Source organism: Streptomyces sp. NPDC101234 (assembly GCF_044767525.1).
Lineage (GTDB): Bacteria > Actinomycetota > Actinomycetes > Streptomycetales > Streptomycetaceae > Streptomyces > Streptomyces sasae.
Genome location: NZ_JBIWOA010000019.1, coordinates 45,531 through 64,038 on the forward strand (window position 1 = coordinate 45,531; position 18,508 = coordinate 64,038).

The window sequence follows — 18,508 nt, forward strand, 5'->3', positions numbered from 1 at the left end:
CACTGCGCGGATGGTCTGCGGGCCGGGGCTCTACGCTCATGCCACGGCCCCCGCCACCCTTACGGGAGCCCCGCCGCAGCCACCCGCCGCGACACACGCGACACAACCGGGAGTCACCACAGTGACCGACGTTTCCACCGGCGTCCTGCACACCCTGTTCCACTCGGACCAGGGCGGTCACGAGCAGGTCGTGCTCTGCCAGGACCGCAAGAGCGGCCTGAAGGCCGTCATCGCCATCCACTCCACCGCACTGGGCCCCGCCCTCGGCGGCACCCGCTTCTACCCGTACGCCACGGAGGAGGAGGCCGTCGCCGACGCCCTCAACCTCGCGCGCGGGATGTCGTACAAGAACGCCATGGCCGGGCTCGACCACGGCGGCGGCAAGGCCGTGATCATCGGGGACCCGGACCGGGACAAGACCGAGGAGCTGCTGCTCGCCTACGGGCGGTTCGTGGCCTCGCTCGGCGGCCGGTACGTCACCGCCTGCGACGTCGGCACCTATGTCGCCGACATGGACGTGGTGGCCCGCGAGTGCCGCTGGACCACCGGCCGCTCCCCGGAGCACGGCGGCGCCGGCGACTCCTCCGTGCTCACCGCGTTCGGCGTCTACCAGGGCATGCGCGCCAGCGCCCAGCACCTGTGGGGCGACCCCTCGCTGCGCGGCCGCACCGTCGGCATCGCGGGCGTCGGCAAGGTCGGCCACCACCTGGTGGAACACCTGCTGGACGAGGGCGCCGAGGTCGTGATCACGGACGTACGGCAGGAAGCCGTCCGGCGCATCGCCGACAAGCACCCCTCCGTACGGGCCGTCGCCGACACCGACGCACTGATCCGCGTCGAGGGCCTGGACATCTACGCCCCCTGCGCGCTCGGCGGCGCCCTGAACGACGCGTCCGTGCCGGTGCTGACCGCCCAGGTGGTGTGCGGCGCGGCCAACAACCAGCTCGCCCACCCGGGCGTCGAGAAGGACCTCGCCGACCGCGGGATCCTCTACGCGCCGGACTACGTGGTGAACGCCGGCGGGGTCATCCAGGTCGCCGACGAACTGCACGGGTTCGACTTCGAGCGGTGCAGGGCGAAGGCCGCGAAGATCTTCGACACCACGCTCGCCATCTTCGCACGTGCGAAGGATGACGGGATTCCGCCGGCCGCGGCGGCCGACCGGATCGCCGAACAGCGGATGCACGAAGCCGCAACGGCGGGTGGCCGCTGATCGAACGCCGGGTTTCCGGGCACATTTTCGGTACCCGCCGGCGGGCAGTTGGAGAGAACTCTCACGTTCGTCGGCGGGTCGCCCGCCAGGAAGTGGTTAAAATCGTGGTTGACCAGCGAGGACGGGGCGCCTCGCGGGTCATGGAGTCAGGCGCGTGGTGCGGGCGACGTACCGTATGGGCGCGGGCTCAGGTACCGTGGAAGCCCTACGGACCGGTCTCTCCGAGGAGAGTCCGTTCCGGATCATGAACGCGTGTCAGACTCTGGGGCCGTCGAGCCCCGTCACCGAGGGGGTCGAGCCATGGGGCGCGGCCGGGCCAAGGCCAAGCAGACGAAGGTCGCCCGCCAGCTGAAGTACAACAGCGGTGGGACTGACCTGTCACGTCTGGCCAGCGAGCTGGGCGCATCGACTTCGAGCCAGCCGCCGAACGGCGAGCCGTTCGAGGACGATGAGGACGAGGACGACGACCCGTACTCCCAGTACGCGGATCTCTATAACGACGACGATGAGGACGAGGACGAGGACGACCAGTCCGGTCCGCACTCCCAGCATCGTCGCGGTGCTTGACGCCGACGGCTGCTTAGCCGTTTCACTTACCCGGTCCGGGGTTCCATAGCCGGACCGGGTTTTGTGCTGGCCGTCAGGCTGCCTGTCAGGCGGCGTAGTCCCCGATCAGGGCGGCACCGGTGGTGTGCTCGCCCCGTTCGGTGATCTCGCCTGCCACCCATGCGTCGACCCCGCGGTCGGCCAGTGTGGTGAGCGCCACATCGACCGATTCCTGCGGGACGATCGCGATCATGCCGACGCCCATGTTGAGCGTCTTCTCCAGTTCCAGCCGCTCGACGTCGCCGGTGCGGCCGACCAGGTCGAAGATCGCGCCCGGGGTCCAGGTGGCGCGGTCGACGATGGCGTGCAGGTGGTCCGGGATGACCCGGGCCAGGTTCGCCGCGAGTCCGCCGCCGGTCACATGGCTGAAGGCGTGCACCTCGGCGGTGCGCATCAGGGCCAGGCAGTCCAGCGAGTAGATCTTGGTCGGTTCGAGGAGCTCCTCGCCCAGCGTGCGGCCGAGTTCCTCGATGTGGGCGTCCAGCGCGAGGCCGGCCTGGTTCAGCAGGACATGCCGGACCAGGGAGTACCCGTTCGAGTGAAGCCCGGAGGACGCCATGGCGATCACCGCGTCACCCGTACGGATGCGATCCGCGCCGAGCAGCCGGTCGGCCTCCACCACGCCCGTACCGGCGCCGGCGACATCGAAGTCGTCCGCGCCAAGGAGGCCGGGGTGTTCAGCCGTCTCCCCGCCCACCAGGGCGCAGCCGGCCAGCACACAGCCCTCGGCGATGCCCTTGACGATCGCGGCGACCCGCTCGGGGTGGACCTTGCCGACGCAGATGTAGTCGGTCATGAACAGCGGCTCGGCGCCGCACACCACGATGTCGTCCATGACCATGGCCACCAGGTCGTGGCCGATGGTGTCGTACACGCCGAGCTGCCGGGCGATGTCCACCTTGGTGCCCACGCCGTCGGTCGCGGAGGCGAGCAGCGGGCGCTCGTAGTTCTTGAGGGCGGAGGCGTCGAAGAGGCCGGCGAAGCCGCCGAGGCCGCCGAGGACCTCGGGGCGCTGCGTCTTCTTCACCCACTCCTTCATCAGCTCTACGGCGCGGTCGCCCGCCTCGATGTCGACACCGGCGGCCGCGTAGGAGGCACCGGAGGACTGGCTCTCAGACATTGCCTGGGATCTTTCGGGTTGATGACAGGGCTTACGGGCGACGGATCGCGTCGGCCGCGGCCGTGGCTGCCGGACCGGCGGCCAGCTCGGTCTCCAGGAGCTGCTTGCCGAGCAGCTCGGGGTCCGGGAGCTCCATCGGGTACTCGCCGTCGAAGCAGGCGCGGCACAGGTTCGGCTTGGCGATGGTGGTCGCCTCGATCATGCCGTCGATGGAGATGTACGCCAGGGAGTCGGCGCCGAGCGAGGTGCCGATCTCCTCGATCGTCATGCCGTTGGCGATCAGCTCGGCGCGGGTGGCGAAGTCGATGCCGAAGAAGCAGGGCCACTTCACCGGCGGCGAGGAGATCCGGATGTGGACCTCCGCCGCGCCCGCCTCCCGCAGCATCCGCACGAGCGCGCGCTGGGTGTTGCCGCGCACGATCGAGTCGTCGACGACGACCAGGCGCTTGCCCTTGATGACTTCCTTCAGCGGGTTCAGCTTCAGCCGGATGCCGAGCTGCCGGATGGTCTGCGAGGGCTGGATGAAGGTCCGGCCGACATACGCGTTCTTGACCAGACCGGCGCCGAAGGGGATGCCGGAGGCCTCCGCGTAGCCGATGGCGGCCGGGGTGCCGGACTCCGGGGTCGCTATCACCAGGTCGGCGTCGACCGGGGCTTCCTTGGCGAGCTTCCGGCCCATCTCCACCCGGGAGAGGTAGACGTTCCGCCCGGCGATGTCGGTGTCGGGGCGGGCCAGGTACACGTACTCGAAGACACAGCCCTTGGGCTTCGCGTCCGCGAACCGTGAGGTGCGCAGGCCGTTCTCGTCGATGGCGACGAACTCGCCCGGCTCGATCTCGCGGACATAGCTGGCGCCGCAGATGTCGAGCGCGGCGGACTCCGAGGCGACGACCCAGCCACGCTCCAGGCGGCCGAGGACCAGCGGGCGGATGCCCTGCGGGTCGCGGGCGGCGTAGAGGGTGTGCTCGTCCATGAAGACGAGCGAGAAGGCGCCCCGGACCTTCGGGAGGACCGCGTGGGCGGCCTCCTCGATGGTCAGCGGCTTGCCGTCCTCGTCGACCTGGGCCGCGAGCAGCGCGGTGAGCAGGTCGGTGTCGTTGGTGGCCGCGACCCGGGTGGACCGGCCGTTGTGGTCCTTGGGGAGTTCGGCGACCATCTCGGCGAGCTGCGCCGTGTTGACCAGGTTGCCGTTGTGGCCGAGCGCGATCGAGCCGTGCGCGGTGGCACGGAACGTCGGCTGGGCGTTCTCCCACACGGAGGCACCGGTGGTCGAGTAGCGGGCGTGACCGACCGCGATATGACCCTGGAGCGAACCGAGCGAGGTCTCGTCGAAGACCTGGGAGACAAGCCCCATGTCCTTGAAGACGAGGATCTGGGAGCCGTTGCTGACCGCGATACCCGCGGATTCCTGGCCCCGATGCTGGAGGGCGTACAGCCCGAAGTACGTGAGCTTGGCGACCTCTTCACCGGGAGCCCAGACACCGAAGACGCCGCAAGCGTCCTGGGGGCCCTTCTCACCGGGGAGCAGATCGTGATTGAGGAGACCGTCACCACGTGGCACGACACCGAGTGTAGGCGAGATCGACCACTGGTCCGAATTGGGGATACCCGGCCGTAAAGGATCTACGACCGTGGACGCGATTGTGGCTTTCTCCATTTCCGCTGGTCAAAGCGGTGAGAGGATCCTCCAGGCGAACTCTGTTCGTGCGGACCGGAGCCGGCGCAACCCCCTCACACCGTATCTCTGAGTGAGGTGTCGCACATCATTCGGGGGGCCGGCGGGGGCCCGGCGGTCACTTCCTGGACAGCTGCACCCGGTCGCCGCCGACGGCGGTGAGGGTGAGTTTCTCCCCCTCGGTCTTCATGGTCAGCGGCCCCGAGGTGAGCGTCCGGGCGAGGGCCCGCTCGAAGGTCATCCGCGCGTTGTCGCAGGCCATCCGTGTGGTGCGGGCGTGGCTCAGCCGGACGTGGCCGTCCGTGACCTCTGCCGTGGCGCTGAACTGGTTGCACCCGAGGTTGCCGGCGGCCCTGCCGTCCTCGATCTTCAGATGGGCGCGCGCCGGGGCGGGGTGGGTGGTGCCGTCGACGGTCACGCTGTCCACGGTCCAGTCGATCCCGGTGACCGGTTGGGTCCCCACGGAGACACCGCCTCTCGCACTGCCGCAGGCCACCGTGAGCGGGACGAGCACGGCGGCCGCTGCCATCGTCAGGGTCATACGCTGCATGCGCTGTTTCCACCCGTACATACCGATTCGACGGAACGCACAGGGTGATCGGTTCCCTCAGCTCATGAGGGGCAGGTAGGGCCCGATGTCCGCCCGCTCCCCGCTCGCGCTGACCTTGGCGTCCGCCACGGCCTCCTGCCACCGCGTCCGCCCGGTGGCCAGCCGGATCCAGGTCAGCGGATCGGTCTCGACGACGTTCGGCGGGGTGCCCCGGGTGTGCCGGGGCCCTTCGACGCACTGCACCACGGCGTACGGCGGTACCCGTACCTCGGTGGAGCCGCCGGGGGCCTTGACGGCGAGCGCGTCGGCGAGCAGCCGGGTGCAGGCGGCCAGGGCCTGCCGGTCGTAAGGGATGCCGAGTCCCGGGACGGCCGCGGCGAGGTCGTCGGTGTGGACGACCAGCTCGACGGTGCGGGTGACGAGGTAGTCGTCGAGGGACATCGCGCCGGCGCTGGTGGCGAGCAGCCGGGTGCCGGGGTGCGCGTCGAGCAGGGCACGGAGGCTGCCGTCGGCGTCGGCGAGGTAGGCGTCGAGGTCGGGGTGGTCGGCCGCGAGGCGCCGGGTGAAGTCGGCGATGGCGGCGGAGTTGCCAAAGGTCCCGAACGGCCAGTCGAGCAGCACCGCGTCGGCCTTCGCCGGCTCGGGCTGGTCCAGGGCCCGGTGGACGGCGGTGACCGCCATGCCGATGTGGGCGACGAGGTCCCGCACGGTCCATTCGCCGAGCCGGGTGGGGAGCGCGAGCTGCTCGGGGGTGAGGCCCGCGACGGCCTCCCGCACATGACCCAACTGCGCGAGGACCGCGGCGCGGGTCTTCGCGGGGTCGTACGTCCTGGGGCGTTTCTTGGCCGGGGGCATGGGGGCGAGCCTATTCAGCGGCACGGCTCCACCGCGAGCGGCACCGGCAGCGGAAACGCTTGTCAGTCTGGATTGACAAGCAGATGCCTGTCAATCCAGACTGACAGGCATGGAAACGGGAGATCTCTCAGCACGCCTCCGGTCGCACGACCCCTCGGTGGGGCTGCGGGCCGTGGGTGCCCTGCACCGACTGGCCGAGCAGGTCGAAGCGGCAGCGGTCGCGCGCGCCAGGGAACAGGGATGGTCCTGGGAACAGATCGGTGATGCCCTCGGCGTGTCCCGGCAGTCCGTGCACGCCAAACACGGGAAGTGAGACGACCATGTTCGAACAGTTCGCAGCAGGCGCCCGGACGGCCGTCGCATCGGCGGTGGACGAGGCCTCACTGCGCGGCGACCGCCGCATCGGTACCGAGCACCTCCTGCTGGGAGTGCTCCACGAACCCGGCTCGGTCCGGGCCCTCGGCACCGACCTCACGGCCGCGCGTGCCGCTCTCGACACCCTCGACCGGTCCGCGCTGGCCGTGGTGGGCATCGACGTCCAGGGAGTGGAACGGCCGCCGGTTCCGGCCTCGCGCAAGCGAGCCCCCTTCACCTCGGGTGCCCGTGCCGTCTTCCCCCGCGCCCTGGCCGAGACACGGAAGGCCCGCAGCCGGCGCATCGCACCCGAGCACCTGCTGCTGGCCCTGCTCGACTGCGAGAGCCCGGATCCCGCGGCGGACCTTCTGGCAGAGCTCGGCATCGACCGCACAGCAGTCCGCGAACGCATCCGGGAAACCGGCCGCTGAGCCGAGAAGCCCCCCGCCCGGGCGGGCGAGGGGCTTCGGTGGCGTTCGGGCCGGGTGTCAGGCCAGCAGCGCCGGGATCGTCGCCTCGTGGGCCTCGCGGAGCTCCGCCAGGCTGAGGGCGAACTCGCCCTGGACGTCGATCGCGTCGCCGTCCACGACACCGATGCGGGTGACGGGCAGGCCCCGTGCGCCGCACATGTCGTTGAAGCGGACCTCCTCGGAGCGCGGAACGGCCACGATCGCGCGGCCGGCCGACTCGGAGAGGAGGAAGGTGAACGCGTCGAGCCCGTCCGGTACGACCAGACGCGCGCCCTTGCCGCCGAGCAGCGCCGACTCCACGACCGCCTGGATCAGACCGCCGTCGGACAGGTCGTGCGCCGAGTCGATCATGCCGTCGCGGGAGGCGGAGATCAGGATCTCGGCCAGCAGCCGCTCGCGCTCCAGGTCCACCTTCGGGGGCAGGCCGCCGAGGTGGTCGTGGACGACCTGGGACCAGGCCGAGCCGCCGAACTCCTCACGAGTGTCGCCGAGGAGGTAGATCAGCTGACCGTCCTCCTGGAAGGCGACCGGCGTGCGGCGCGCGACATCGTCGATCACACCGAGGACCGCGACCACCGGGGTCGGGTGGATCGCCACCTCGCCGGTCTGGTTGTAGAGCGAGACATTGCCGCCGGTCACCGGGGTGCCCAGCTGCAGGCAGCCGTCCGCCAAACCGCGCACGGCCTCGGCGAACTGCCACATCACCGCCGGGTCCTCCGGCGAACCGAAGTTCAGGCAGTCGGAGACGGCGAGCGGCTTGGCACCCGTCGTCGCCACGTTGCGGTAGGCCTCGGCCAGCGCCAGCTGCGCGCCCGTGTACGGGTCCAGCTTGGCGTAGCGGCCGTTGCCGTCCGTCGCGATGGCGACACCGAGGCCGGTCTCCTCGTCGACGCGGATCATGCCCGAGTCCTCGGGCTGCGCCAGCACCGTGTTGCCCTGCACGAAGTGGTCGTACTGGGAGGTGATCCACTTCTTGGAGGCCTGGTTGGGGGAGCCGACCAGCTTGAGGACCTGGTCCTTCAGCTCCGCACCGGTCGCCGGCCGCGGCAGCTTGTTCGCGTCGTCCGCCTGGAGCTCGTCCTGCCAGGACGGACGGGCGTACGGGCGCTCGTAGACCGGGCCGTCGTGCGCGACCGTGCGCGGGTCGACGTCGACGATCTTCTCGCCGTGCCAGAAGATCTCCAGACGGTCGCCGTCGGTCACCTCGCCGATGACGGTGGCGATGACGTCCCACTTCTCGCAGATCTCCAGGAAGCGGGCGACCTTCGCCGGCTCGACCACCGCGCACATGCGTTCCTGCGACTCGCTCATGAGGATTTCCTCGGGCGAGAGCGTGGAGTCGCGGAGCGGGACGTCGTCCAGGGTGACCGTCATACCGCCGGAGCCGTTCGAGGCCAGCTCGGAGGTGGCGCAGGACAGGCCGGCCGCGCCGAGGTCCTGGATGCCGACGACCAGCTTCTCGCTGAACGCCTCCAGGGTGCACTCGATGAGGAGCTTCTCCTGGAAGGGGTCGCCGACCTGGACGGCCGGGCGCTTGGAGGGCTTCGCGTCGTCGAAGGTCTCGGAGGCGAGGATGGACGCGCCGCCGATGCCGTCGCCGCCGGTCCGGGCGCCGTACAGGATGACCTGGTTGCCCGCGCCGGAGGCCTTGGCGAGGTGGATGTCCTCGTGCCGCATCACACCGATGGCACCGGCGTTGACCAGCGGGTTGCCCTGGTAACAGGCGTCGAAGACGACCTCGCCGCCGATGTTCGGCAGGCCCAGGCAGTTGCCGTAGCCGCCGATACCGGCGACGACGCCGGGCAGGACACGCTTGGTGTCGGGGTGGTCGGCCGCGCCGAAGCGCAGCGGGTCGACCACGGCCACCGGCCGCGCGCCCATCGCGATGATGTCGCGGACGATGCCGCCGACACCGGTCGCGGCGCCCTGATACGGCTCCACGTACGACGGGTGATTGTGGGACTCGACCTTGAAGGTCACCGCGTAGCCCTGGCCGACGTCGACGACGCCGGCGTTCTCGCCGATGCCGACGAGCATCGCGTCGCTCTGCGGGGCCTTCTCGCCGAACTGGCGGAGGTGGACCTTGGAGGACTTGTACGAGCAGTGCTCGGACCACATGACCGAGTACATGGCGAGCTCGGCGCCGGTCGGGCGGCGGCCGAGGATCTCCACCACGCGCTCGTACTCGTCCTTCTTCAGACCGAGTTCGGCCCAGGGCAGCTCGACGTCGGGGGTCGCGGCCGCGTTCTCGACCGTGTCCAGAGGCGTCCGGCTCATGCGCCCACCAGCTTCTTGAGGATCGAGGTGAAGAACGGCAGGCCGTCGGTGCGGCCGGTGCCGATGAGGGGTTCGACCGCGTGCTCGGGGTGCGGCATCAGGCCCACGACGTTCCCGGCCTCGTTGGTGATGCCGGCGATGTCGCGGAGCGAGCCGTTCGGGTTGAAGTCCAGGTAGCGGAAGACCACCCGGCCCTCGGCCTCCAGCTGGTCGAGCGTGTACGAGTCGGCGACGTACCGCCCGTCCATGTTCTTCAGCGGGATATGGATCTCCTGGCCCTCGCGGTAGTCGCCGGTCCAGGCCGTCCCCGCGTTCTCCACCCGCAGCTTCTGGTCGCGGCAGATGAAGTGCAGGTGGTCGTTGCCGAGCATCCCGCCGGGGAGCAGATGTGCCTCGGTGAGGACCTGGAAGCCGTTGCAGATACCGAGGACCGGGAGACCGGCCTTCGCCTGTTCGATGACCGTCTCCATCACGGGCGAGAAGCGGGAGATGGCGCCGGCCCGCAGATAGTCGCCGTAGGAGAAACCGCCCGGAAGGACCACCGCGTCGACCTGGTGGAGGTTCTTGTCCTTGTGCCAGAGGGCGACCGGTTCGGCACCCGCGAGGCGGATCGCACGCTGGGTGTCCCGGTCGTCCAGACTTCCCGGGAAAGTGACGACGCCAATACGAGCGGTCACTTCGCGGCCTCCGCGACTTCCTCCACCTTGACGGTGAAGTCCTCGATCACGGTGTTGGCGAGGAAGGATTCCGCGAGATCGTGGATGCGGGCGAGCGCGGCCTCGTCGACCGGCCCGTCAACTTCCAGTTCGAATCGCTTTCCCTGACGTACGTCGGAGATGCCCTCGAAACCCAGGCGCGGCAGCGCACGCTGGACCGCCTGGCCCTGGGGGTCGAGGATCTCCGGCTTGAGCATGACGTCGACTACGACGCGTGCCACTGGCACTCCCGGTGTTGTGGTGCTGGCTGCTGTGCAGGTACCCGTCGGTGTCTCCGACCGGTGTCTTCAGACTACCCGCACAAAATTTCTACGCGGGTAGAGTTGTAGGAAACTACGTGAGCCGCATCACGATCGGGTGACGTAGACGGATCCTCACGAAAAGTTCTGGGAAAGTTCCCCGGGTTCGCCCGTGACATCTATTGCGCTGGTGACACGCGGACGGATTTAGTCGGGCTTCACTTTGTATTGCCAGGCACTGTACAAATGAATTGGCAATAGCCGATACTCGGCACGTCATCTCCGCCATCGCGGTCATCGCGCATGAGCTGTATAGACGTGCCACACGAAGGGACCGATATTCGTGGCGCAGAAGGTCGTGGTCACTCTCTTTGACGACATCGACGGCTCGGAAGCGGCGGAAACGATCGCCTTCGGACTCGACGGCAAGTCGTACGAGATCGATCTGAATCAAGCCAACGCCAAGAAACTGCGCAGGGCGCTGGAGCCGTACGTGGTGGCCGGCCGTAAGCGGTCGAGGTCGGGCAAGGCGTACAAGCAGACGGAGGTCGCCCCCGACCCGGCTGCCGTCCGCGCCTGGGCGCAGGCGAACAAGATGGACGTCCCGGCCCGCGGCCGTATCCCGAAGAAGGTGTACGAGGCGTTCAGCGCCGCGCAGTGACCGAGGCCGAGGCCGAGAGCTCCGGGTGCCCTCAGGAGCCGTCAGGACCCCCTGAGGGCAGCCGACTTGCGCTACCCCCCTGCTGATCAGCTAATGTCTGGAGCACGCCGAGGGGCACAGGCCGAAAAGCCGAAACCCACGGAGTACATGCGGGTGTAGTTCAGTAGCAGAACATCCCCCTTCCAGGGGGAAGGCGCAGTGTGCAATTCCTGTCACCCGCTCTGCACCGCCGTCCTGAGCATGCTTGTGGATCAGGTAGGCTGGTGCTCGCACCGATCGGTGGGAGCCGGTCGGGGGCAGTGCGGACGTAGCTCAGTTGGTAGAGCGCAACCTTGCCAAGGTTGAGGTCGCGAGTTCGAGCCTCGTCGTCCGCTCCAGCTCACAGGAGAAACCCCAGTCAATGACTGGGGTTTTTTCGTGTGCCACGGCGCGCTCTGACATTTGTCATGGCGAGTGATGACACCGCGCACTGCTCCGGAGACCCGGCCGCGGAGACGCTGATCTCATGGAAGACAGCGAACACGAACACGTGATTGAGGTCACAGATCTCCGGCGTGTCTACGGGGGCGGGTTCGAGGCGGTCCGCGGAATCACCTTCTCCGTGGCCCGTGCGGAGATCTTCGCCCTGCTGGGCACCAACGGCGCCGGAAAGACGTCCACCGTCGAACTGCTGGAAGGGCTCGCACCGCCGAGCGGAGGCCGGGTGCGGGTACTGGGACACGATCCGCACCGCGAGCGGGCCGCCGTACGGCCGCGTACCGGCGTGATGCTCCAGGAGGGCGGCTTCCCGTCCGAACTGACCGTCGGCGAGACCACGCGGATGTGGGCCGGCTGTACGACGGGAGCCCGGCCCGAGGCGGAGGCCCTGGGGCTGGTGGGGCTCGGCGGCAAAGCGGACGTACGGGTCAAGCAGCTCTCCGGCGGTGAACGGCGCCGCCTCGACCTGGCGCTCGCGCTCCTCGGACGGCCCGAGGTGCTGTTCCTGGACGAGCCGACGACCGGGCTCGACGCCGAAGGCCGCCGGGCCACCTGGGAGTTGGTGCGCGCACTACGCGACGCCGGGACGACCGTCCTCCTCACCACGCACTACCTGGAGGAGGCCGAGGACCTCGCCGACCGGCTGGCGATCCTGCACGAGGGCCACATCGCGACGACCGGAACACCGGCCGAGGTGACGGCCGCCCAGCCCTCGCGGATCTCCTTCCGGCTCCCCCACGGCTACTTCCTCGGCGACCTGCCACCGCTGGGCCGGCTGGGGGTGTGCGGACACGAGACGGACGGGGACGTCGTACGGCTGCGGACGCGGGAGTTGCAGCGCACAGCCACCGCACTGCTGGTCTGGGCCGATGCGGCCCGGGTGGAGCTGCACGGCCTCGACGTGCGGTCGGCCTCTCTGGAAGAGGCGTTTCTGGGAATCGCACGAAAGCAGGAGGTGGCTCGGTGAACGGGCCGATGGATCACATCGAGGCCGGGGTCGGGGCTGGAGTCGGGGCGGAGGCCGGGCCGGAGGCCAGCGCCGGCGCCGAGGTCAGCGCCGGCGCCCGGACCGGTAGCGGTGCCGGGAGGCGTCTGTTCGTGGGCGGGCGCGGCGAGGGTGTGCGAGTCCTCGTTCCTTCGCGGCGGCGGCTGCGGGCGCTGGCGCGGGCGGAGCTCACGCTGCTCGGCCGTAATCGCGGCGCCGTGCTCACCGCGCTGCTCGTGCCGCTCGCGCTGCCGTTCACCGTGCGGCCCGCGCTCGACCAGATCGACCTCAAGGGGATGGGTCTGAGCGTCGGCACGCTGATGCTGACCGCCGCGGTCGGCTACTCCTTCCTCTTCGCCGTGTACACGTCCCTGGTGAGCGCCTATGTGGCCCGCCGGGAGGAACTCGTCCTCAAACGGCTGCGCACCGGCGAACCCGAGGACATGGAGATCCTGACCGGCACCGCGCTGCCCGCCGTCTGTCTCGGCCTGGCGCAGGCGCTGCTGCTGGCCGTCGGCTGCGCGGTACTGCTCGACGCGGGCGCGCCCAAGGCCCCGTACCTCACCGTGCTCGGGCTCCTGCTCGGCCTGGTGCTCAGCGCCGCGCTCGCCGCATTCACCTCGGCCTTCACCCGGACCGCCGAGAGCGCCCAGGTCACCGCGCTGCCGCTGGTCTTCGTCTCCATGGTGGGCTCCGGCATCGCCATCCCCACGGACGTCCTGCCCCACCGGGCCGCCGCGGTCTGCGAACTCCTCCCGCTCTCCCCGGCGATCCGGCTGGTCCGCGCGGGCTGGACCGGCGAGCTGAGCGCGTACCAGGCACTGGGAGCGGTGGCCACCGCGCTGGCCTGGACCGTGGTCGCGGTGTTTGCTGTACGGCGGTGGTTCCGCTGGGAACCCCGGCGCTGAGGACGAGGAGCGGGACCGGGATGAGCGGGGCAGCCGGCTGGTGGCGGGGGAAGACCACACCCGCCAAGGTCGAGGCGTACACACGGTGGTCGTTCCACTTCTTCGTGGTGATCGAGATCGCGCTGATCGGGCTGCCGGTGTTCGCACAGGCCGGGCCGGGGGTCGCGGGCTGGCTGATGGCGATGGTCGTCGTCCACGCGCTGCTCTGCGGGCTGACAGCCTCCCGCGCGCTGGACTGGACGCGGGGCCGGCGGGCACAGCCGGTGCGGCTGCTGTGGGTGCTCGCCGCGGCGACGTACGCGGTCGCCGTCGTCGCCCTCGTCCTGCGCAAGCACGGGTCCGGCCCCGACGTGGACGCGGCCGGGAGCAGCGTGTTCACCGGGGTACTGGCCTTCGGCGCCGGGACCATGGCGCTCGCGGTGCGCAACCGGAAACGGGTGCTGTCGCTCGTCGCCGGCTTCGCCTGCGGGGCGGGGCTGGTCTCCTTCCCGCTGGGCTACCCCGGGGCGACCGCGCTGTTCACCGCGTTCGTGGTGTTCCTCGGCGGTGCGTTCCTCGCCCTCTCCGCGTTCTTCTCCGTCTGGCTGCTGGACGCCGTCTACGAACTCGACGAGGCCCGCGAGACCCGCGCCCGGCTCGCCGTCGCGGAGGAACGGCTGCGGTTCGGGCGCGATCTGCACGATGTGCTCGGCCGGAACCTCGCCGTCATCGCCCTCAAGAGCGAACTGGCGGTCCAGCTGGCCCGGCGCGAACGGCCCGAGGCCGTCGAGCAGATGATCGAGGTGCAGCGGATCGCGCAGGAGTCGCAACGGGAGGTCCGGGATGTCGTACGGGGGTACCGGGACGCCGACCTGGGGGCCGAACTCATCGGCGCGAAGGGAGTGTTGGCGGCGGCGGGGATCTCCTGCGAGGTGACCGGCGCCGCCGACGGGCTGCCCGCCGAGGTGCAGTCGGCGCTCGGGTGGGTGGTGCGCGAGGCGGCCACGAACGTACTGCGGCACGGGGACGCGGGGCGGTGCGCGGTGGGGCTGCAGGTGCGGGAGGGGTACGTGGTGCTGACGGTGGAGAACGACGGGGCTGTTGCGTCCGGGAGTGGCGGGGGCGGTGGGTCCGGGCTCGCCGGACTGCGCGAGCGGCTGGCAGGGGTGGACGGAACACTGGAGGCCGGGCCGGTGGGGACGGACGGGTTCCGGGTGGTGGCCTCGGTGCCGCTGTCCGGTGGTACGGCGGCGGATACCGGCACGACGGCTGATACGAATGTGAGTGGGGTCACTTCATGACGTCTCCGGTACGGCTGTTGCTCGCCGACGACGAGCATCTGATCCGGGGGGCGCTGGCGGCGCTGCTCGGCCTGGAGGACGATCTGGTCGTCGTCGCGGAGGCGGCGAGCGGGCCGGAGGCGCTGGCCATGGCACGGGCCCATCGCCCCGATGTCGCGGTGTTGGATCTTCAGATGCCGGGGGCCGACGGTGTGAAGGTCGCCACATCGCTGCGGGCCGAACTGCCCTCCTGCCGGGTCCTGATCGTGACCGGTCACGGGCGGCCAGGGCATCTGAAGCGGGCGCTCGCGGCGGGTGTGCGGGGGTTCGTCCCGAAGACGGTCAGTGCGCAGCGGCTCGCCGAGATCATCCGGACCGTGCACGCCGGAAACCGCTACATCGACCCGGAGTTGGCCGCCGACGCGATCTCCGCCGGGGACTCGCCGCTGACCGCGCGGGAGGCCGAGGTGCTGGAGCTGGCGGCCGACGGCGCGCCGGTCGCGGAGATCGCGGAGCGGGCCGCGCTGTCGCCGGGGACCGTGCGGAACTACCTCTCCTCGGCCGCCACCAAGCTCGGTGCGGAGAACCGGCATACGGCAGTGCGTCTCGCACGGGAGCGAGGTTGGGTATAGTTGCTCTCGCGCCACGGCGCATGCGGACGTAGCTCAGTTGGTAGAGCGCAACCTTGCCAAGGTTGAGGTCGCGAGTTCGAGCCTCGTCGTCCGCTCCAGAACGAAGGCCCCCGGTTCTCCGGGGGCCTTCGGCGTTTCCGGGCTCCGGAGGGCTCCGGAGGATTTCGGGTTCCCGGGCCCGGAGGCCCGGGATGACCCCGCTACGACCAGGTGCTGCCCGTCAGGCGCTCGTACGCCTCGGTGTACTTCGCCCGGGTCGCCTCGACCACCTGCTCCGGCAGCGGCGGCGGGGGCTGCTCGCTCTTGCGGTCCCAGCCGGACTCGGCCGAGGTCAGCCAGTCGCGGACGTACTGCTTGTCGAACGACGGCTGGGCACGGCCCGGCTGCCACTCGTCGGCCGGCCAGAACCGGGAGGAGTCCGGGGTGAGGACCTCGTCGGCGAGGACGAGGGTGTCGTTCTCGAAGCCGAACTCGAACTTCGTGTCCGCCAGGATGATCCCCCGGTCCCGGGCGATGTCCCGCGCCCGGCCGTACACCGCGAGGGTGGCCTGGCGCAGCTGGGCGGCCGTCTCGGCGCCGACCTGGCGGGCGACCTCCTCGTAGGACACGTTCTCGTCGTGCTCGCCGACCTCGGCCTTGGTGGCCGGGGTGAAGATCGGGGCGGGCAGCTCGGAGCCGTCGACCAGGCCCTCGGGGAGGGCGAGGCCGCAGACCGTGCGGGACTCCTGGTACTCGGCGAGGCCGGAGCCGGTGAGGTAGCCGCGGGCCACGCACTCCACCGGGAGCATCTTCAGGGACTTGCAGATCAGGGTGCGGCCCGCCCAGTCGGCGGGGGCGCCCTCGGGCAGCTCGGTGCTGAGGACGTGGTTGGGGACCAGGTCGGCGAGCTTGTCGAACCACCACAGGGAGAGCTGGGTGAGCACCCGGCCCTTGTCGGGGATCTCGGTCGGCAGCACCCAGTCGTACGCGGACATGCGGTCGCTGGCGACCATCACGAGGTCCCCGGCCGCGTTCTGGTACAGCTCGCGCACCTTGCCGGTGTGCAGATGCACCAGACCCGGGACCTCCACGGGCTCGGGCTTTTCGACGAATCCGGACACGGTTCCTCCCCGTGGTTCTGTACAGGTGCCCTCGATTCTCCCGTATGCCGGGTTGCGCACGGACAGCGGGTCAGTCGTGTTTGCAGATGCGGTCCAGGAGGTTGGCGGTGGCGCGCTGGACGCGGGAGTCGATATGGCCGGGGCGGTCCAGGGCCGGGGACCAGGCGAAGGTCCCGGAGGCGAAGACCAGGGCGCCGGAGGGGGCGCGGTAGAGGGAGGTCTCCTGGTGGCGCAGGGCGCCGTCGTTGTCGGTGTAGGGGGAGTGGGCGAGCAGGATGCGGTCCTCGTGCTCGGGGAGCGCGGTGCGCGGGAAGTAGCGGTCGGCCTCGCCGGCCACCAGGCCCGGCAGCTCGTCGCCCTCGTGGGCCCCGGTGGCGTCCCAGAGCCAGTGCCCCGCGTTGCGCACGATCAGCGGGGACGGCTCGGGCACCCGGCCCGCGTACTGGATGCCGACCGTCTGCTGTTCGGGCCGGTCGATCTCGCGCCAGAGCACGGGCTTTCCCGGGCCCCTGCGTTTTCGGCAGGTCAGCAGCCGGTCCGGGACCCCGGACGGCGAGGGACCCAACTCCACCTGCCAGTACATGGTGTTGGCGGAGAGGAAGACCAGGCTCGTGCCGCTGTCCCGGGCCAGCTCGACGGTCCGGCGCATCTGCGGGGACCAGTACTCGTCGTGGCCCGGGAAGACCAGGCCCCGGTAGCGGGTGGGGTCGATGCGGCCGGCGTGCAGGTCGCGGGCGTCGGCGTAGGCGAGGTCGTAGCCGTAGCGCTCGGCCCAGCGGATGAAGTCGTAGGCGTGGCCGACGTGCAGGGGCAGGCCCGCGCCCGCGTACGGCCGGTCGAAGGAGACGGTCGTCGCCGCGTCCGCTTCGCCGAGCAGCCGCCCCCGCTCGTCCCAGGCGTGGTAGAGGCTGGCGCCGGTGCGGCCGTCCTCGGGGTAGAGGTTGTAGGCCTGCCAGGTGATGTCCGGCAGCAGGAGCAGCAGATCGGCAGGGTGGTTGTCGCGGATCGTGAAGGGCACGTGGGAGCGGTAGCCGTCCGCCGTGGTGAGCACGGCGACATACGCCCCGATGCTCCAGTACGACGGGACCTGCAGCCGCCAGGACAGCCACCAGTGGTGGCAGGAGACCGTGCGGTCGGCGGCCAGCGGCGGGGGCTGGACGATGCCGGACAGCCGGGGACTGGTGCTGATCTTGGCGGCGCCGTCGCCGCCGTAGTGGCCGATGCGGTAGATGTCGACGCTGAACTCCTGCGGCGGGTCGACCGTGATGTGGAAGTCGACGGCGTCGCCGGGCGCGACCGCGCCGGTCGAGGTGAATCCCTTGATCTGCCGGTGCACGTCGTCCGCCGAGCGGGGGCCGCCGACGGCGCTGCGGGGCGCCGGGATCCGCGGGTTCTCGCCCGTCGGCTGCGGCCTGCTCGGGTCCACGTACCAGGGGACGACATGACCGGTGTCGTCGAAATAGGTCTCGCTGCCGCGCAGCCAGGGGACGGGACCCAGGCCGAAGGGGTCCGTGACGGCGTGCGCGAGTGCTCCCGACTCCCAGCGGCGGATGTGGTCCGATGCCATGGTGGCTCCCCTCCCTCGTGCCCCCGTGAGGTGTGCTGATACGAGTCGATGGGCGTTCGGTTGATACGGCTGTCCGTGGCTGCGCGAGCCCGCTCCGTGCCCTGACTGTGGCGCTTGTCGTATGTCGGATGCGCTTGCCACAACTACGAACGGTCCCAGCACATCACATAACGCACGCGTCCGGTCACGGTTCGTTGCGAATTTGCCTTAAGTGGAACACTTTGCTCCGCTAAAGCGTCGAAACGCCGAGGTCAGACCAGCCGTACCGGCTTCTCGGGGCGTATGCCGGACTCGACCAGCCAGGCCCGCAGCGGGGCCGGGTCTCCCTCCTCGATGAGGCTGAGGACTCTGGGCGTCAGGTCGGCGGTCCGCTCGCCGTCGACCAGCAGGGACGGGCCGTCGAGCCAGTCCAGGCCGGGGGTGGCACCGGCGGTGTCCACGGCCGCGCAGCACACCATCGCCTTGACGTGGTCGGCGAGGAGCTCACGGGCGGTGCGCGGGGGCTGGAGCGGGAAGAGAGGCAGCGCGCCGTCGTCCCAGAGGGCGCTGTCGGGGCCCTGCCCCGCGGGGGCGGGCGAGCCGGGGCGGGGGGCGCCGGTGGCGGCTGTCGCGGCTACGGCGGCTTCCTCGCGGGCGATGGCGGCGGTGAGGCAGGCCGCGAGGGCGGCGCTGCGCTCGGTGCCGGTCGCCTCCTCCGTCTCCTCGTCGTACACGGCGCTCCGCCGGATGTCGTAGCCGCCGGGGTCGTCGTCGTATCCGGCCTCGTCGTGGCCGGACTCGCCGTGGCCGGACTCGCCGTGGCCGGCCGGGTGGGCGTCGGCGTCCTCGGCGTGCCCGGCTGGGG

At 70.5% G+C, this 18,508-nt stretch carries 18 protein-coding genes, 3 tRNA genes and 1 pseudogene; 12 read left to right on the top strand and 10 right to left on the bottom strand.

Annotation, left to right across the window (positions count from 1 at the left end; genetic code table 11):
- Positions 1-121 precede the first annotated feature (121 nt).
- On the top strand, positions 122-1,213 hold the full coding sequence (locus ACIRR9_RS31140; protein ID WP_403758601.1) for a Leu/Phe/Val dehydrogenase: 1,092 nt from the start codon (positions 122-124) through the stop codon (positions 1,211-1,213).
- Between the two features lie 300 nt (positions 1,214-1,513).
- Positions 1,514-1,780 carry a DUF3073 domain-containing protein gene (locus tag ACIRR9_RS31145; RefSeq protein ID WP_365339614.1) on the top strand — a complete coding sequence of 89 codons (267 nt, stop codon included), beginning with the start codon at positions 1,514-1,516 and terminating at the stop codon, positions 1,778-1,780.
- Positions 1,781-1,865: 85 nt separating this feature from the next.
- On the opposite strand, the gene purM is transcribed toward ACIRR9_RS31145, so the two are convergent.
- From purM to ACIRR9_RS31165, 4 genes are all read right to left on the bottom strand, one after another.
- Positions 1,866-2,939, bottom strand: a complete 1,074-nt coding sequence (gene purM / locus ACIRR9_RS31150) for a phosphoribosylformylglycinamidine cyclo-ligase (RefSeq protein WP_403758604.1) — start codon at positions 2,937-2,939, stop codon at positions 1,866-1,868.
- A gap of 31 nt (positions 2,940-2,970) precedes the next feature.
- Positions 2,971-4,500, bottom strand: a complete 1,530-nt coding sequence (gene purF / locus ACIRR9_RS31155; RefSeq protein WP_123975899.1) for an amidophosphoribosyltransferase — start codon at positions 4,498-4,500, stop codon at positions 2,971-2,973.
- A gap of 232 nt (positions 4,501-4,732) precedes the next feature.
- Entirely contained in the window at positions 4,733-5,164 is a 432-nt protein-coding gene (locus tag ACIRR9_RS31160; protein WP_365339618.1) for an META domain-containing protein, read from the bottom strand.
- A gap of 57 nt (positions 5,165-5,221) precedes the next feature.
- The gene (locus ACIRR9_RS31165) at positions 5,222-6,019 is read right to left on the bottom strand and encodes a sterol carrier family protein (protein WP_403758608.1); all 798 of its coding nucleotides are present in this window, start codon (positions 6,017-6,019) and stop codon (positions 5,222-5,224) included.
- Between the two features lie 109 nt (positions 6,020-6,128).
- On the opposite strand from ACIRR9_RS31165, the gene ACIRR9_RS31170 reads away from it, so the two are divergent.
- Positions 6,129-6,332: a helix-turn-helix domain-containing protein gene (locus ACIRR9_RS31170; RefSeq protein WP_123975896.1), complete on the top strand. Its 204-nt coding sequence runs from the start codon at positions 6,129-6,131 to the stop codon at positions 6,330-6,332.
- A gap of 7 nt (positions 6,333-6,339) precedes the next feature.
- Positions 6,340-6,804 carry a Clp protease N-terminal domain-containing protein gene (locus ACIRR9_RS31175; protein ID WP_403758611.1) on the top strand — a complete coding sequence of 155 codons (465 nt, stop codon included), beginning with the start codon at positions 6,340-6,342 and terminating at the stop codon, positions 6,802-6,804.
- A gap of 57 nt (positions 6,805-6,861) precedes the next feature.
- On the opposite strand, the gene purL is transcribed toward ACIRR9_RS31175, so the two are convergent.
- Genes purL through purS form a run of 3 tightly spaced genes read right to left on the bottom strand, consistent with a single transcriptional unit; the run spans position 6,862 to position 10,057 of the window.
- Complete coding sequence (gene purL, locus ACIRR9_RS31180) at positions 6,862-9,120, bottom strand: phosphoribosylformylglycinamidine synthase subunit PurL (protein ID WP_403758614.1); 2,259 nt, start codon at positions 9,118-9,120, stop codon at positions 6,862-6,864.
- Complete coding sequence (gene purQ / locus ACIRR9_RS31185) at positions 9,117-9,797, bottom strand: phosphoribosylformylglycinamidine synthase subunit PurQ (protein WP_365339626.1); 681 nt, start codon at positions 9,795-9,797, stop codon at positions 9,117-9,119. The genes purL and purQ overlap by 4 nt, the downstream gene beginning before the upstream one ends.
- Complete coding sequence (gene purS / locus ACIRR9_RS31190) at positions 9,794-10,057, bottom strand: phosphoribosylformylglycinamidine synthase subunit PurS (protein ID WP_015659417.1); 264 nt, start codon at positions 10,055-10,057, stop codon at positions 9,794-9,796. The genes purQ and purS overlap by 4 nt, the downstream gene beginning before the upstream one ends.
- A gap of 361 nt (positions 10,058-10,418) precedes the next feature.
- On the opposite strand from purS, the gene ACIRR9_RS31195 reads away from it, so the two are divergent.
- The 8 genes from ACIRR9_RS31195 (at position 10,419) to ACIRR9_RS31230 (ending at position 15,095) form a co-directional block, all read left to right on the top strand.
- On the top strand, positions 10,419-10,736 hold the full coding sequence (locus ACIRR9_RS31195; protein ID WP_123975892.1) for an Lsr2 family protein: 318 nt from the start codon (positions 10,419-10,421) through the stop codon (positions 10,734-10,736).
- 149 nt (positions 10,737-10,885) lie between these two features.
- Positions 10,886-10,957 (top strand) — tRNA-Gly (locus ACIRR9_RS31200).
- Between the two features lie 80 nt (positions 10,958-11,037).
- Positions 11,038-11,113, top strand: a tRNA-Gly gene (locus ACIRR9_RS31205).
- A 128-nt stretch (positions 11,114-11,241) separates the two neighbouring features.
- Complete coding sequence (locus ACIRR9_RS31210) at positions 11,242-12,180, top strand: ABC transporter ATP-binding protein (protein WP_403758618.1); 939 nt, start codon at positions 11,242-11,244, stop codon at positions 12,178-12,180.
- A complete protein-coding gene (locus ACIRR9_RS31215) occupies positions 12,177-13,106 on the top strand; it encodes an ABC transporter permease (protein WP_403758621.1) in 930 nt (309 codons plus the stop codon). Before ACIRR9_RS31210 ends, ACIRR9_RS31215 begins: the two co-directional genes overlap by 4 nt.
- A 20-nt stretch (positions 13,107-13,126) precedes the next feature.
- Positions 13,127-14,386: a sensor histidine kinase gene (locus ACIRR9_RS31220; protein WP_403758624.1), complete on the top strand. Its 1,260-nt coding sequence runs from the start codon at positions 13,127-13,129 to the stop codon at positions 14,384-14,386.
- Positions 14,383-14,997 (top strand): response regulator, encoded by a 615-nt coding sequence (locus ACIRR9_RS31225; RefSeq protein WP_403758627.1) that lies wholly within the window; start codon positions 14,383-14,385, stop codon positions 14,995-14,997. Before ACIRR9_RS31220 ends, ACIRR9_RS31225 begins: the two co-directional genes overlap by 4 nt.
- Before the next feature lie 22 nt (positions 14,998-15,019).
- A tRNA-Gly gene (locus ACIRR9_RS31230) sits at positions 15,020-15,095 on the top strand.
- A gap of 102 nt (positions 15,096-15,197) precedes the next feature.
- Here the strand turns inward: ACIRR9_RS31230 and ACIRR9_RS31235 are convergent.
- The 3 genes and pseudogenes from ACIRR9_RS31235 to ACIRR9_RS31245 all read right to left on the bottom strand — a co-directional run.
- Positions 15,198-16,097: a phosphoribosylaminoimidazolesuccinocarboxamide synthase gene (locus ACIRR9_RS31235; protein ID WP_403758630.1), complete on the bottom strand. Its 900-nt coding sequence runs from the start codon at positions 16,095-16,097 to the stop codon at positions 15,198-15,200.
- 70 nt (positions 16,098-16,167) lie between these two features.
- A complete protein-coding gene (locus ACIRR9_RS31240; RefSeq protein ID WP_403758633.1) occupies positions 16,168-17,664 on the bottom strand; it encodes a N,N-dimethylformamidase beta subunit family domain-containing protein in 1,497 nt (498 codons plus the stop codon).
- A 251-nt stretch (positions 17,665-17,915) separates the two neighbouring features.
- Positions 17,916-18,508: pseudogene (locus ACIRR9_RS31245) on the bottom strand (hypothetical protein); the annotation flags it as partial.